The organism is Pseudoalteromonas sp. SWXJ133, from assembly GCF_015864365.1.
In the GTDB taxonomy this organism is placed as follows: Bacteria; Pseudomonadota; Gammaproteobacteria; order Enterobacterales; family Alteromonadaceae; genus Pseudoalteromonas; species Pseudoalteromonas arctica.
On sequence record NZ_JADYXJ010000001.1, the window covers coordinates 243,836 to 258,798 of the forward strand.

Sequence of the window (14,963 nt, forward strand, 5' to 3'; positions counted from 1 at the left end):
TAATAAAGCAAATGAAGCGCTTAACCAGTAATTTGAACTACTGGGTTATGCGCTTCATAAAATAGACGAGTAATGTCTATATTTGGTGATTACTTATCGTCACTAATACGACTTGCTACTGCACTGTTTTGATCTTTATATTTTGCATCTTTACGGATGTTGTATGGGTTTTCACACGGGCCCGATAGCATTTCAAAGCTCATAGCCCCAATTTTCATCAGTGGGCGAAGCGCCAGTGGTAATTTACCTGAGTTGTAAAACTCTAAAACAATATTACCGCTCCAGCCTGGGTCGATTCGGTGCGCAGTTACATGCACCATTAAACCTAAACGTGCTAGCGATGAGCGTCCATCTAACCACCCTACTATGTCTGCTGGCAGAGTTACTTTTTCGTGTGTTATAGCTAGAGCAAGTTCACCTGGGTGTAAAAAAAATGCTTCACCTTCATCAAGCACTATTTCTTCACTCATGATTGATTCCATGGCTTTATTTAGCTGATCTTTTGGACCACTTAAATCGACGTATGCCGCGTTGTGTGCATTAAAAGTTCTGAATTTATTACCTAATCGCAAATCGGCAGTTACACCTGAAATCATGTCACTTGTTGGCGCAGGCTCAATAACAATGCGACCATCGCTTAGGTATTCATTAATATGTGTGTCTGAAAGTCTCATTATTTATTAATCTTCTGTAATCACAATTTCAATTGCATTGTGATGCTGTTGATAATAGAGCGTGCTGGCTATAAGCCTCGCTGCTGCGCTGTATGTTTTGCTTATTGCCGCGTCGTTATCGTTGGCAATAAGTTTTCCTTGCTCAGAATACTCGCGTATATCTATTGCAAGAGGAATATGGCTAAGTACGGGTACGCCGTGCTTGTGCGCCAGTTTTTGTGCGCCGTCTTTACCAAATACGTGGTTAGCTTCACCGCAGTGGCTGCAAATGTAATAACTCATGTTTTCAATTAAGCCCAGCACTGGCACGTTTACTTTATTAAACATAGCAATGCCTTTTTGCGCATCGGCTAGGGCTAAGTCTTGCGGTGTAGTGACAATAACAGTACCGCTCGCTGGTACTTTTTGGCTCATTGTAAGTTGAATATCACCAGTGCCCGGTGGCATATCCACAATTAAGTAATCAAGCTCGCCCCAATCAGTCTCGTTAAGCAATTGGCTAAGCGCGCCTGAAGCCATTGGCCCGCGCCATACGGTGGCATCATCGCTTGGGACTAAAAAGCCAATAGATTGCGCTTTAATGCCGTTTGCATCAAAAGGCTGTAGCTGTTTGTTATCTTTAGTGACGGGCTCTGCGCCCACCAAGCCTAAAAGCATTGGAATAGATGGGCCATAAATATCAGCGTCTAAAATACCGACCTTTGCGCCCTCATTTTTAAGCGCGCCCGCCAAGTTAACGGCAGTAGTCGACTTACCTACTCCGCCTTTGCCTGAGGCAATAAGCACAATATGTTTAATCACCTTAAACTTAGCTGCCTCTTTAATGATAACCTTGGCGCTAATTGTTACAGGCACATTTAAGCTTTCACTTACGTGTTGCTCAACTAAAGGCATTTCTGATTGCCCAGCAAATGGCAGGGTTAATTTAATGTGTAGTGATTTATCGTCATTTTGAGTAATAGTATCAATGAAGCTTTCGTCAATACCGACGGCAAAAGCCGCACTACGATATGCCGCTAAGGCAGTAATAATCGGTTGTTTTTGCACCGATTTAGAAGAGAATAGTTTCGACAGTCCAAACATAGCAATTAAATAGCGTTTCTTTGATGAAAAGTGCCACGGAATTATGTAACATTCAGGGCATTAACACCAGTCAATTAATAAAAATCCATAAGCTGTGCGCACTCTAAGCAGATAGCTTGTAGATAAATTAATGATAATTGCCGTTTGTATAATAAAAACGGCGTTTTATCCTCAATTCGGAATGATTATGACGCAGCGAAAGATCCTGATTACCAGCGCATTACCTTATGCAAATGGCCCTACTCACTTAGGTCATTTATTGGAATATATTCAAACTGATATTTGGTCACGTTTTCAAAAACTACAGGGCCACGAAGCTTATTATGTTTGCGCAGACGATGCCCACGGCACGCCAATTATGCTTAATGCGCAAAAGCAAGGGATCACGCCTGAAGAAATGGTAAAACAAGTGAGCATAGAGCGCCAACGCGACTTCGCTGACTTTAATATCAAATTTGATAACTACTACAGCACGCATAGCCAAGAAAACAAAGAATTAAGCGAACTTATTTATAACCGCCTAAACGATGCCGGTCATATTAAAAAGCACACTATTTCGCAATTATTCGATCCAGAAAAAGGTATTTTCTTACCCGATCGTTTTGTAACAGGTACTTGCCCAACGTGTAAGTCTGAAAACCAAAACGGCGACAGTTGTGATTCGTGTGGTGCTACATACAGCCCAACCGAACTCATTAATCCGCGTTCTGTAATGTCGGGTGCTGAGCCTGTACTTAAAGATTCTGAGCATTACTTTTTTGACCTGCCAGCATTTGAAGGCATGTTAAAAGAGTGGTTACACTCGGGCACTATTCAACAAGAAATGGCTAACAAGCTAGACGAATGGTTTACCGATGGCTTGCAACAGTGGGATATTAGCCGTGATGCGCCTTACTTTGGTTTTGAAATTCCAAATGCACCGGGCAAATATTTTTACGTTTGGTTAGATGCACCTATTGGTTACATGGCGAGCTTTAAAAACCTGTGTGACAAAAAAGGCATCAACTTTGATGAATTTTGGGCTGAAGGTTCAGACGCTGAGCTTTATCACTTTATTGGTAAAGATATCATTTATTTCCACAGCTTATTTTGGCCAGCAATGCTAGAAGGTGCTAATTTTAGAAAGCCAACTAACGTATTCGCTCATGGTTTTGTCACTGTAAATGGCGAAAAAATGTCTAAATCAAAGGGTACGTTTATTAAAGCGCGTACTTATTTAGATAACTTAAACCCAGAGTACTTACGTTACTACTACGCAGCAAAATTAAGCAGCGGTATTGTTGACCTTGATTTAAACCTAGAAGACTTTGCACAGCGCGTAAATTCAGACCTAGTAGGTAAAGTAGTAAACATAGCGAGCCGTTGTGCTGGCTTTATTACTAAAAAGTTTGATGGCAAGCTAAGCAGCACTATTATGCAACCAGAGCTGTTAGCTGAATTTCAAGCGGCTGCCCCTAGCATTACAACACACTACGAGAACCGCGATTACAGCCGCGCAATTCGCGAAATAATGGCGCTTGCCGACAAAGCAAACCAATTTATTGATGGCGCAGCACCTTGGGTATTAATTAAAGACGAAACTAAGCAACAAGAAGCACACGAAGTGTGCTCTCTTGGTCTTAACTTATTCCGCGTTTTAATTACTTACTTAAAACCCGTGCTACCCGAAATGGCCGACAACGTACAAGCGTTTTTAAATGACGACCTTGCATGGGACAGCGTTCAAAAAGCACTAGTAAGCCACTCTATCAATAAATTTAAACCGTTAATGCAACGTGTTGAAATGGATAAAGTAAATAAAATGGTTGAAGAATCTAAAGAAAGCTTAGCGCCAAAAGTAACTATTGACCCTAACAGCCCACTTGCAAAAGAGCCGATTAGCGACGAAATAGAATTTGATGACTTTGCAAAAGTAGACTTGCGCGTAGCTAAAATTGCTAAAGCAGAGCACGTAGAAGGCGCCGATAAACTACTTAAGCTAACACTTGATTTAGGCGGCGAAACTCGCCAAGTGTTTGCGGGTATTAAATCGGCTTACGCACCAGAGGATCTTGAAGGTAAGTTAACCGTTATGGTCGCTAACCTTAAGCCTCGTAAAATGCGCTTTGGTATGTCTGAGGGCATGGTATTAGCAGCAGGTCCTGGCGGAAAAGAAATTTATATTCTTAACCCAGATGACGGCTCAGAGCCTGGTATGCGTGTAATGTAAGCTAGTACTTTTTATAAACTGAAAGCCGTTGATTATTCAGCGGCTTTTTTATGAATAAAAAGTCTCCAACTTTTACTAAATTAAATTTTTTATAAGGCCAGTAAATACGAATAGTTTAAAGCACCTTCTATAAATCCATTTCAATAAAAGGCATAAACGTTATAATAACGCGGATTCATTCAGAATTTATAGCATTTATCTTTCCTGAAAAATTTAAACAAGATAAACTAGACAACGTGCTAAAGTTATTAGTGCTAGATATTACTGCAAAGATAAAATAACCATATGAAACATATACTTGTGAAGAGGGGGCAATGTAGTGGAGAACTTACCTGATAAAAATAAAAAGTTTTTCTTAGATTTGTTGCCAGGGAAACTGATCGACATTCAATTAAATAACCCTATTCAAGTGCGTTTTAAACTAACACTTATTGGTTATGATGTGGGTAAGTACTTAATTTTAAAGTACCCAGCTCAAGCTGGTAAGAACGATTATAAAGATGTTCTTACTGAAGGTAATGGAGCAATTGTTAGATATATTATTGAAGATGAACGAGGCGAATGTATAGCATTTTCTACAAACATACTTGCAATTTCTTTTCGCCCAGAAAGGTTGATTTATCTAGCCTACCCTAAAAACATTGAAAGTAGACAGCTTAGAGAAATAAGTCGGCTTAGAACTCACATTCCAGCTAAAATAAGCTTAACTAAAGACTATGATTCAGAAAGCGAAAGTTTGTTACACGGATTAATAATTGATATATCTCCCAGTGGTTGTCGCTTTGTTATCCATGTAAGCTCTGGATTTTTAGCTTTAAAAAGGCGACAAGTGTTCGTGCACATTATTTCACCACTAGATAGTAAACCAGTAATAATCAGATCCTTCATAAGAAACAATCAAATGAAAGATAATAAATTAAATGTTGGTATAGAATTTTCTCCTGAAGAACAAATTAAGCTGCACGAATTACTCGATGCATACTCTATAGATGCTGATTAAATTCTATTTAATCTAAATATATTTTTACTTTAATGGCGTTAATAGCCTGCCTTTTCTTGGTAGGTAGTAGTTATCGTAATCAAGCGATACTATAACGCGCTCTGCTTTTCCCAATAACTCATCTCGCGGAATTAAACCTATTACACGAGAGTCTGCACTATTATCCCGGTTATCGCCCATTGCTAAATAATAATCATCAGGAATTGTTATTTCGTCAAACCCCGATAAACGCGAAGGAATATTCGCCACTCTTATCGAATGCTCTAATCCGTTTAAATCTTCAATTTTATCAAGCGAATCTATGTTGCTGCGCTGATCCGCATAATTAAGCTTTTTACCATTAATAACGAGCTCATTATTTTCAAGCGCCACGGTATCTCCTGGCACACCAATTACACGCTTAATTAAACGATTATCGGCAGCTTGTGAGTCAAACACGATAATATCGCCAGTTTTCGGATCGCTTAATTTAAAAAGCGGTATGTGCGTAAAAGGAATACGTAAGTCGTAAGCCATTTTATCAGTAAGAATCCTATCACCCTCTTTAATGGTCGGTTTCATTGAGCCTGTAGGCACTTCGTACCAATCGGCAACAGCGCTTCTAAATACGCTCATTAGTGCAATAAATACGATGAGAGAACGATTGTTTTTCCAAAAATTATAAACTGGTTTCATGCCTAATCCTTTTAATTTAACAAGTCTTTAATTGAGTAAGTGTTTATATGACTTTACTAATAAGCAGCAGTTCAATTAAGGATGTAACAAAACATGTTTACTACTTAATTTTAATTGATCGATTAAATTTAAAGCGCCGTAACATTTAATGAAACCAACGGGTATTAACTTAAAGGAAAATAAAATGTTTAAGAAAATTACTACTGCATTATTGTTTACAACTGCAAGCCTTGGATTTACTACAATGGCTTATGCTGATCATCATGGTATGAAAAAAGATGTTGTTGAAGTAGCCGTTGAAAATGGTTCGTTCACTACTCTTGTTGCCGCTGTTAAAGCCGCAGGTTTAGTTGAAACGCTACAAGGTAAAGGACCCTTTACTATTTTTGCACCAACAGACGCTGCATTTTCAAAACTGCCTGAAGGCACTGTAGAAATGCTACTCAAGCCTGAAAACAAAGACAAGCTAACGGCGATATTAACTTATCATGTAGTGTCTGGAAAAGTGATGGCAGCCGATGTAATGAAGGTAGATAGTGCGAAAACATTACAAGGCCAATCAGTTATGGTTAAAGCCGACAGCATGGGCGTAATGATAAATGACGCTAAAGTTGTAAAAGCTGATGTAAAAGCAAGCAACGGCGTAATTCATGTTATCGACACCGTACTACTTCCAAAAGAGTAGTCATAAAAGAATAAGCCAAATAAAAAAGCATAAGTAAATACTTATGCTTTTTTATTTATTTTTGTTTCATCACATAACAAATTATTGATTTAGTTTTTCTTTCGCTTCTTTTACTTTTTCAAAATCTAAACCAAGTTCGTCAGTCGCTTCTTTAATAAGGTGCGGTTGAGTCATTACGACTGCCATTAGTTGCTGTAGTTTTTCTGGCGGAATACCAAGCTCTTGAACAAGCGCCATTGCCATCATTGGGTTTTGAGTAAACGCTTCAAACAATGCTTTTACTTTTTCGTCGCTTACGTTGTGCTCTTTTAAAATTGCAATAATTGGGTTCATTTTTAACCTTGTGTGTTTTTGTACGTATTTTATATTTACTAAATTATATTAGCTGAGCCATGCATTAACAACGTCAACACACGTCTCAGTGTTATATTTCATGGTTATTCTACAAGTAAAATCACTTTTCCTGCGTTTTCATTACGCTCTAAAATAGCATGGGCTTCGTTTGCGTCGCTCCAAGGCAATGTTTTATACAAATTAAAGTCGTACTTTTTAGTGGCAATATCATTGTAAAAGCGTGCTACAAAGTCGTCGCGTACTTGGCGTTTAAACTCAATACTACGATTTCTAAGCGTTGAGGCATGAAACGAAATACGTTTGCGTAAAAGCGCGGCAAAATCAACTTCTGCAAAACGTCCATCTAAAAATGCAAGCATTACAATTTGGCAATCCATCGCTGCAATAGCGGCATTTTTATTTAAGTAACTCCCCGAAACAGGATCTACAATTGCATTTGCTGTTAACTCATTTGCTTTCATATATTCTACAAAGTCGGTAGTTTTGTAGTTAATTGCATGATCGGCACCGAGTTCTTTTGCGTGTTGGCATTTGTCATCCGTACCGGCAGTAATAACTACGGTAGCACCTGCGCTTTTAGCCATTTGAATTGCGGCACCGCCCACACCACTAGCACCTGCATGAATGAGCGCTGTTTGCCCTTTTTGCAATTTACCAAGCTCAAATAACGCGCCAAATGCTGTTAGGTACACTTCGCTTATTGCAGCGCCTTCAGCCATTGTTACATCATCGGGTAATTCCATAAGCTGCTTTGCATCAACGGCTACATATTCACTGTAAGCGCCACCAGAACACAAGGCAAAAACACGCTTATTAAGCCAAACTCTATCAACTTTACCGCCAATATCGCTAACAACACCGGCACATTCTAAACCTAAAATAGGGCTATCTCCCGCAGGGGCCGGGTATTTACCTTGGCGCTGCATACTGTCTGCACGGTTTACACCTATTGCTGCAACTTTAACAAGTACTTCATGGCTCTTTAAAACCGGCTTTTCGGTTTCACTAAATGCAAGATTACCATCTTCATGAGAAATATATTTCATTGTTGCTCCAAGTTTAAAAACTGTAATAACATATAGATGGGGATGAACACAGATTCAAACAACCTCAAAAGCGCCAACTTTGTTTGTAAGGATAAACATCGGGTAGATAACCATTGTGTACTTGTTGCTGACAACCTTGCCAAAACGTCGCTAAAAACAAGTTACTGTGCTCATTATTAAAATAATTAAACGCAATCTCGTTGGCGCTAAAAAACACCTTAAATTGGCTCGGAAATATATCGTTTTCAGCTATATCAAAATACGAGTTACTACTTAGCTCTTCAAGTGCATTTTGGGTTTGTGGCACCTCTCTAAAGTTGCAATCGGTTAGTGGGCAAATTTCGTCAAAGTCGTAAAACACCACTCGCCCCCATCGCGTTACGCCAAAGTTTTTCATTAGCATGTCGCCCGGAAATATATTAGCACCGGCTAATTCTTTAATTGCTTTACCGTAATCATGCATAACTCTCTCTAAGGTTTTGTTATCGCATTGGTTAATATATAAATTAAGCGGGGTCATTTTACGCTCAACATAAACGTGCTTTAAAATAAGTGCCTTGCCAGATATAACCATGCTGCTGCCAATTTGGCTTTTCATCTGCTCAAGCAGTTCATCGCTAAAACGGCTTAAATCAAACGCTAAATATCTAAATTCGTGTGTGTCTACCAAACGACCAACCCTATCGGCTTGTTTTACAAAGTTATACTTTTCTTTCACTTGTGCTTTGGTGGCTGTTTTTGGCGCACTAAATTTGTCTTTAATTACTTTATAAACGTAATCTAGCCCTTCAATAGTAAATACCAGCATTACCATACCTGGCGTCCCTGCTGCTGTAACATACTTAAAGTTGGCTGGACTATTTTTAGTCGTATCAACCTTGTGTCGATAAAACTCAGTTTTGGCGTGCTTTATAAAACCAATGGCGTTAAATAACTCAAAGCGTTGTTTATGTGGCATTAACACACTTAAGTAATCTACATAACGAGCGGGCTTATCGGTATCAACCATAAAATAGGTGCGTGCAAAACCAAATAATAAACTTAATTGATCGGCGCCCATCATTACAGCATCAAGCTTTAGTCCCTCATCGGTATTTAAAATAGCAATGGCAAAAGGCATGTTGTCGCCATTTTTAGCAATGCAGCGCCCAATTAAATAACAGGCTTTGTTTCTAAAAAATAATGAGTTGGCGTATTCAATATAACCGTCGTTTAAATTTATAAGTTCGTACACCTGTTTGCATTGCTGCTTAGCGCCTTGCATTAACGTACTTTGTAATGTGGCTACATCGCGTTCTAAATTACTAAACAGCACTCTAAATACTTGATTAGTGATAAGCGTTTTAACGGCGTTATTAAACCCATTATGTAGCGATACCCTACTCACTAAGCTTTCATAAGAGCGTGGCTCACTACGATACTTTGCTTTTAATACAAACAAATGCACAGTACGAATCTTTTTATCGTCCCAAATTGCCCCAAACGTTGAGTTAAAAAAGGTATGGGCAATGGGTTTATTTTCGTGATTTTGTACCATATCGCCGTAAATATTTTTAGCTAATTGCCACATTTGCGGGCAAGTAAGTTCAGCGTAAGCAACAACTCTCACGGCTTCACTCACGTTTTTTACTTCGCGCTCATATACCTGTAAACGTTCACGCATAGCACTTTGTACACTGTGATACTGTTGTTGCTCAAACCGGCTTTGTGCACCCAGTGTAATATTTAAAAATTGCGAAAACATCGCCTCAAATCCAGCAAAAACAGATCGTGCAAGCTTACTGGCTACTACGTGTTGTAGCGCATTATTAGATTGATTTGTTAGCCTATTTTGCATAAATACAGCACTTATATTGATGCCAGTTATGGCGGTTATTTTTTATTAATGGTTTACACCTTAGCAAGCAGGCTTTAATTTAGATAATTAATAAAGTATATAAATAGCATTTATTGGGCGTATTAACCTTTCGAGGTTAATTTTGCAGCCGTGTATTTGGTTTTTAAGCAAGGCAAAGTACATGCAGTGTGGTTACTCCCCATAAATGTACTTTAACGCTGCATAAAGGCCAAATACACACTGCCCATAGGGTTCTTTCTAGGGACGATTAACTCTTTGTTGCCTACATGGATGTCGGTAAGGGGCGTGAGCAGGGCGCGGAAGCTTTGCTCGATTTTTACTTAGTCCACTAGGTGGCAAACCTCGCGCCGCGATTAAATCGCCCCTACATTGAACAAATTTCAACCCTGAAAGGCCAACACGCCCATATGAATATAAGAAACGTCGACCTCAACTTGTTAGTTTACTTAAATGTACTCATCGATGAAAAAAGTGTTTCCAAAGCTGCAAATAAACTTGCTCTTACTCAACCGGCTATGAGTAACGCATTAAAACGTTTGCGCGATTTATTTGACGACCCGCTACTGGTGCGTGCCGCAGGCTCTATGACGCCAACGGCAAAGGCACTTTCATTAAAGCCTGAAGTTGAGGCCCTATTAAAAATGGCTGAAGCTATTACGCAGCCTAGTGAGCAGTTTAACCCTGCAACTGCTGAAGTTACGTTTAGAATAATGGCAAACGACTATATAGAGTCGACCTTAATAGCCCCTTTTATAACGGCGCAGCTTAGTAAAAACCCCGGTATTAATTTTGATGTATTGAGCCCAAGCGACGTAAACCTACAAGATATGGAAAAAGGCACTATAGATTTAGCCATAAACCGCTTTAACGGTCTCCCTCGCTCGTTTCATCAGGCCAGTGTTTGGCGCGATAACTACTGTTGTTTAACGCATCCTAAAAATACATTTTTACAACATTCAGGGTTAGACGACTACTTACAAAAAGAACATATTTGGGTAAACCGTGCAGGTTGGGGGCCGGAGGCCGCTGTTACTAATAAATCGGGAAAGCAAAAATTAGGCTGGGTAGACGAAGCGCTTTGGCAACTAGAGCAAACCCGTAAAATACGTGTTTTTACTCGCCACTACATGGTCGCAAGCCTGCTTTGCCAATCAGAGCAACTTATTGCCACCCTACCGCGCAGGCAGGCTAAATTGTTAACCTCTCATACTGATTTAGTAATCAGCCCTGTACCATTTCAAATAGTGCCTATTGAGGTAAAAATGATATGGAGCCCGCTACTACACCACGCGCCTGCACACCAATGGTTAAGGCGTGAATTATTAGCGTTTGCTAAAACGATTGCAGATAGGTAATTAAGAGCAAACCTTTGATTATTACTCAAGAGCCTAATGCGAGTGCCTGTGCTATGTAATGAATCATCTTATTTTGAGCTAATAGCTTGGTTAGCATTTTAAATACATTGAGTTAAAAACTACCTAATGAAATAGCTAGAACTCAAATACAATGTTCGCTGAAGAATTGAATCAAAATAGGTACTGCGTTATTCTTAATTAGTAATATAAAGTCAATAACTTTAGATACTCGTTATCAATAACCTAAGACATATTAAAAAATGGAATTTTATGTACCAATACCTATATTTGAAGTGTTCACTTATAATGAGCAAGGTCACCAAAATTAGCTTTCTTCCTTTCTCTAAAGTTGAAACTGATAATTTAAAAACCCTCTTATTTACTGCACGATTTTTTGTTTATATAGCTCTTGCATACTTTTTGAATGGGTTAGGTACTTTTTTATATGATGTTCATGAAGTTGTTAATTTATACAACTTTGAACAAACTTGGAGCGTTATATTTACAAATATTCATCAGACTCTACTGTTGAAAAAATTATTATGGGAGATGTTATTTAGCGCTGCTATATTAGCGACTGGAGGTATATTGGCTGCAATAGTTTCATTCGAGTTTAAATATGAAAGTAAAAGTGACTAACCTCAAGTCTTTGCTACATTAAAATAAACTTAATCGGATTGTAAAAATACCATTAAATAACAACAACTTAAAAATCCTGCTGTGTAAATGTTATTTAAGAGCCTTTTAAGGAAGATTATTATAAATATTGATTACTCTGCTTATTCACTTAGTGAATTAAACGAAGCACTTGAAAGTATTGACTCACATAAATATCCAGAGAACTACAAACGCCTTAAAGATGAATTAGCTAAACCAAGTCGTACTGAGCCAAAAGCTGCGCAACAAATAGTAATAGCTAAAAAGAACACTAAGAAAGTAAGTAAAGCGCTCCTGTGTATTGTTTTAGGTTTGTTTATTCTTTTACGCAGCTATTTTAATTACGAAAGTGGTGTCATTTATAAGAGATACAATGAGCCGACAGTGGCATCTTTAGAAAGTAGTCCGAAAAAGTTTTATTTATTTCTTTTTTTCACAATTGGTGCCGGAGGTTTTATTACGGCATATGGTATTCATACTTTATTTTCTAAAAAAGAATATAATGATAAACAAACTTAATAATAAGAATACTGCAAATATAATTTTTGCTGTCTTTCAAAAATCCTATGCTATTGAGGCTAAACTGATCGGCGCGCATAACTTCTCTCCTTTAGCGCGTAATATTAAAGGTATAAAAAAGTCAGAAACAACTTTTTATGGCTACAGCGAAAATGAATGTTTAGCAGCCGTTATTGAAGTAGATACAAACAACGAGTGTTTAGATATCTGTAGTTTAACCGTTGATCCTAGTCATTTTAAAAAAGGTATCGCAAGTAAGCTAATAAGTTATGTTTTAGCAATGGATGATTTTTCTCATGCAATAGTGGAGACTGCGGTTGCTAATACTCCTGCAATAAATTTATATAAAAAGCATGGCTTCGTGGAATTTAAAAGATGGACTCCTTCACATGGTATTGAAAAACTGGCTATGTCGGTCGTAATTTAAATCAGTATTTCAAAATAGGTAATTTATAAATGGATAGTGCATCAATAATTGCGTGGAGTGTTTTGTTTGGCGGCATAGGTATTGGCTACCTTACTTACGGGCGAAGAAAAAAAGCCGTAGTACCACTTTGTATTGGTTTATCGTTATTGGTGTTTCCGTACTTTATGACCAGTGTTAGCATGCTACTGATTGTAGGCGCTATTTTAGTGGCTATTCCCTACTTTATTAAAATTTAACATTGTTATTGCTATTGTGACGGCTAAATAAAATACACGTGAAAATAAAAAAGCGCCATGGTATTCAACTTTGGGAAAATACCGTGGCGCTTTTGGAAATCGTCGATATAGGAATCTACCTACAGCGTATTATTAGCAAGCTTAGTACCAACTTCATAAAATAATTAAAATTCAATAAAAACAATTAACTAAAATTCCTTCTTTATTCCTTAACTCCTCCCCTTGTTCCAGTTTTGTGCACACTTTCACCGCATTGCACCAAATTAATTAGTATTATTTAGATATGTTTTCTATTTTTTATTTAGTTTTAAAACTTACTATTGATAAAATCAATATCAGTTATTGAAAACAACAATTTTATTAATAATACACTTAGCGCTAGAGTGATGTTAAGCCAACAAACTAAGAGTAATTATTATGACAACAGCTTCTTTCACACGCCAAGACGGATTATTCATCGATGCTAACTTACATCAGTTCATTGAAGAGCAGTTATGCACCAAAGCTAACACCACTGAAGCTTACCAAGCGTTAGCTACTTTAGTTGATGAGTTTGGTTGTAAATGCCGTAAAACAAAACATCAACCAGATGATGTATTAGAAGTTGATACATTATTAAATGCATACCAACTTAAAAATCATCCACTTTGCCATGTTGATGCACAAACTACGGAAGCCGTTTTAGACGAATATTGCTGCCAAGTTCCTGCAATTATTGTTGTTGCGTTAATGGATACGCTTAGTGGTACGCAGTGCGATGAACCCCAAGCACATGAGATTTATCATCGTGCAGCGCAGTTAACCAACCGTCCTTGTATGCACAGAGTAAAAACTGCCTCAGCAGCTTAATAATGGATGTATTTAAAAGTGCTCGATAACCTTCTTTGCAAAGCTAGTACAAGTTAAGGTTATCGAGTTATGAATACTTGAGTTATCGCTCTGCTCTTGCGCTAAATCAAAGGTTACTTCACCGCTTTTAAATGTTTGCTCTAACGCATTTTCTATGAGTAATGCGGCCTCGTCCCATCCCATAAATTTAAGCATTAATACCGCACTTAAAATACTGCTACTTGGGTTTGCTTTATTTTGCCCTGCTATACGTTCAAACGTGCCGTGTGTAGGCTCAAAAAATGCGACATCGTTATTTAAATTTGCAGCGGGCATTATGCCAACACCACCAACTTGTGCACTGAGCATATCCGCTAAAAAGTCACCATTTTGGTTAGTAGTCACCACTACATCAAATTGCTCTGGATGCATTAAACATTGCTGCAGCATGTTGTCGGCTATGACTTCTTTAATAATTAAGGGCGCTTGGTGTGCTCGCTCTATTTGCAACCAACGCCCATTTTCATGTGCGGTGGCATTAAACTCGTTTTGTGCAAGTGCAAACCCCCAACGCTTAAATGCACCATCGGTAAATTTAAGTACATTACCTTTGTGTACTAGCGTTAATGATTCACTATCGTTTTTAAGTGCATAGTTAATTGCAAAGCGCATTAGTCGCTCAGAGCCTTCTTTAGATATATTTTTAATACCAATTCCGCACTCTTGTGAAAACCTTAGGCGGGTTACGCCCATTTCCTCACATAAAAAATCGAGCATTTTTTCACTTTCTACACTGCCTGCTTGCCACTCAATACCTGAGTACACGTCTTCGCTACTATCACGAAGCACTGTTATGTTTGTTAAAAAAGGGTTTTTTAAAGGAGAAGGGAGTGCACTAAAGCCTTTTATAGTGCGCATATTTACAAACAAATCCATTTCTTGCCTGAGTGCAACATTAAGAGATCGAAAGCCACCACCCAGTGGTGTGGTTAACGGCCCTTTTATGGCAATTTTACAGGCACGTACCGCGTTAATTGTTTCTTGTGGAAACCAATCACCGTCGTACAGCTTTGCGGCCTGCTCGCCATTATAAACCTGCATCCAATGAATTTTCCGTGCGCTTTTATAACAATGCTCAATTGCATTATCAACAACGTGGCGCATTACCGGCATAACATCTAGACCCACGCCATCGCCATCAATATAAGCAATGATAGGTTCTAACGGGATTTGCCAGTCCCCGCGCTCATCTATTGTTATGTTTTGACCTTGCTCTGGTACGTTTATATGTTGGTACTGCATTGCTAACACCTACAAAGCTTTATTAATATCATTAAAGCATGATCAGTTTGGTGTG

General features: G+C 38.4%; 16 protein-coding genes. 9 read left to right on the forward strand and 7 right to left on the reverse strand.

Going from position 1 to position 14,963, the window contains the following annotated elements:
• Window positions 1-89: 89 nt before the first annotated feature.
• Together dcd and apbC are read right to left on the reverse strand one after the other, a co-directional pair.
• Complete coding sequence (gene dcd, locus I6F40_RS00980; RefSeq protein WP_007582539.1) at window positions 90-674, reverse strand: dCTP deaminase; 585 nt, start codon at window positions 672-674, stop codon at window positions 90-92.
• Between the two features lie 6 nt (window positions 675-680).
• Complete coding sequence (apbC, locus tag I6F40_RS00985) at window positions 681-1,757, reverse strand: iron-sulfur cluster carrier protein ApbC (protein WP_166376228.1); 1,077 nt, start codon at window positions 1,755-1,757, stop codon at window positions 681-683.
• 187 nt (window positions 1,758-1,944) lie between these two features.
• Here apbC and metG point away from each other — a divergent pair, with 187 nt between their 5' ends.
• Both metG and I6F40_RS00995 read left to right on the forward strand, forming a co-directional pair.
• Complete coding sequence (metG, locus tag I6F40_RS00990) at window positions 1,945-3,966, forward strand: methionine--tRNA ligase (RefSeq protein WP_197192374.1); 2,022 nt, start codon at window positions 1,945-1,947, stop codon at window positions 3,964-3,966.
• Between the two features lie 319 nt (window positions 3,967-4,285).
• Window positions 4,286-4,966 (forward strand): flagellar brake domain-containing protein, encoded by a 681-nt coding sequence (locus I6F40_RS00995; RefSeq protein ID WP_166376226.1) that lies wholly within the window; start codon window positions 4,286-4,288, stop codon window positions 4,964-4,966.
• Window positions 4,967-4,990: 24 nt separating this feature from the next.
• On the opposite strand, the gene lepB is transcribed toward I6F40_RS00995, so the two are convergent.
• Window positions 4,991-5,641, reverse strand: a complete 651-nt coding sequence (gene lepB / locus I6F40_RS01000) for a signal peptidase I (protein WP_166376225.1) — start codon at window positions 5,639-5,641, stop codon at window positions 4,991-4,993.
• A 184-nt stretch (window positions 5,642-5,825) separates the two neighbouring features.
• Here lepB and I6F40_RS01005 point away from each other — a divergent pair, with 184 nt between their 5' ends.
• A complete protein-coding gene (locus I6F40_RS01005) occupies window positions 5,826-6,326 on the forward strand; it encodes a fasciclin domain-containing protein (protein WP_166376224.1) in 501 nt (166 codons plus the stop codon).
• Between the two features lie 81 nt (window positions 6,327-6,407).
• On the opposite strand, the gene I6F40_RS01010 is transcribed toward I6F40_RS01005, so the two are convergent.
• The 3 genes from I6F40_RS01010 to aceK all read right to left on the reverse strand — a co-directional run bounded on the left by I6F40_RS01010 (window position 6,408) and on the right by aceK (window position 9,563).
• Window positions 6,408-6,659, reverse strand: coding sequence for a DUF2999 family protein (locus tag I6F40_RS01010; protein WP_008131476.1), 252 nt, complete (start codon window positions 6,657-6,659; stop codon window positions 6,408-6,410).
• Between the two features lie 104 nt (window positions 6,660-6,763).
• A complete protein-coding gene (locus I6F40_RS01015; protein ID WP_166376223.1) occupies window positions 6,764-7,726 on the reverse strand; it encodes a zinc-binding dehydrogenase in 963 nt (320 codons plus the stop codon).
• 64 nt (window positions 7,727-7,790) lie between these two features.
• Window positions 7,791-9,563, reverse strand: coding sequence for a bifunctional isocitrate dehydrogenase kinase/phosphatase (gene aceK / locus I6F40_RS01020; protein ID WP_197192375.1), 1,773 nt, complete (start codon window positions 9,561-9,563; stop codon window positions 7,791-7,793).
• Window positions 9,564-9,991: 428 nt separating this feature from the next.
• Between aceK and I6F40_RS01025 the strand changes: the two genes are divergently transcribed.
• From I6F40_RS01025 to I6F40_RS01050, 6 genes are all read left to right on the forward strand, one after another.
• Window positions 9,992-10,939 (forward strand): LysR family transcriptional regulator, encoded by a 948-nt coding sequence (locus I6F40_RS01025; RefSeq protein ID WP_166376221.1) that lies wholly within the window; start codon window positions 9,992-9,994, stop codon window positions 10,937-10,939.
• A gap of 306 nt (window positions 10,940-11,245) precedes the next feature.
• Window positions 11,246-11,578 (forward strand): hypothetical protein, encoded by a 333-nt coding sequence (locus I6F40_RS01030; protein ID WP_133120254.1) that lies wholly within the window; start codon window positions 11,246-11,248, stop codon window positions 11,576-11,578.
• Window positions 11,579-11,665: 87 nt separating this feature from the next.
• The gene (locus I6F40_RS01035) at window positions 11,666-12,115 is read left to right on the forward strand and encodes a hypothetical protein (RefSeq protein WP_197192376.1); all 450 of its coding nucleotides are present in this window, start codon (window positions 11,666-11,668) and stop codon (window positions 12,113-12,115) included.
• Window positions 12,099-12,542, forward strand: coding sequence for a GNAT family N-acetyltransferase (locus I6F40_RS01040; protein ID WP_166376348.1), 444 nt, complete (start codon window positions 12,099-12,101; stop codon window positions 12,540-12,542). The genes I6F40_RS01035 and I6F40_RS01040 overlap by 17 nt, the downstream gene beginning before the upstream one ends.
• Before the next feature lie 29 nt (window positions 12,543-12,571).
• Window positions 12,572-12,778, forward strand: a complete 207-nt coding sequence (locus I6F40_RS01045; RefSeq protein ID WP_008169332.1) for a hypothetical protein — start codon at window positions 12,572-12,574, stop codon at window positions 12,776-12,778.
• A 417-nt stretch (window positions 12,779-13,195) separates the two neighbouring features.
• Window positions 13,196-13,627: a hypothetical protein gene (locus tag I6F40_RS01050; RefSeq protein WP_166376220.1), complete on the forward strand. Its 432-nt coding sequence runs from the start codon at window positions 13,196-13,198 to the stop codon at window positions 13,625-13,627.
• A gap of 12 nt (window positions 13,628-13,639) precedes the next feature.
• Here I6F40_RS01050 and icd read toward each other — a convergent pair whose 3' ends face one another.
• On the reverse strand, window positions 13,640-14,908 hold the full coding sequence (gene icd, locus I6F40_RS01055) for an NADP-dependent isocitrate dehydrogenase (RefSeq protein ID WP_166376219.1): 1,269 nt from the start codon (window positions 14,906-14,908) through the stop codon (window positions 13,640-13,642).
• Window positions 14,909-14,963: the final 55 nt, after the last annotated feature.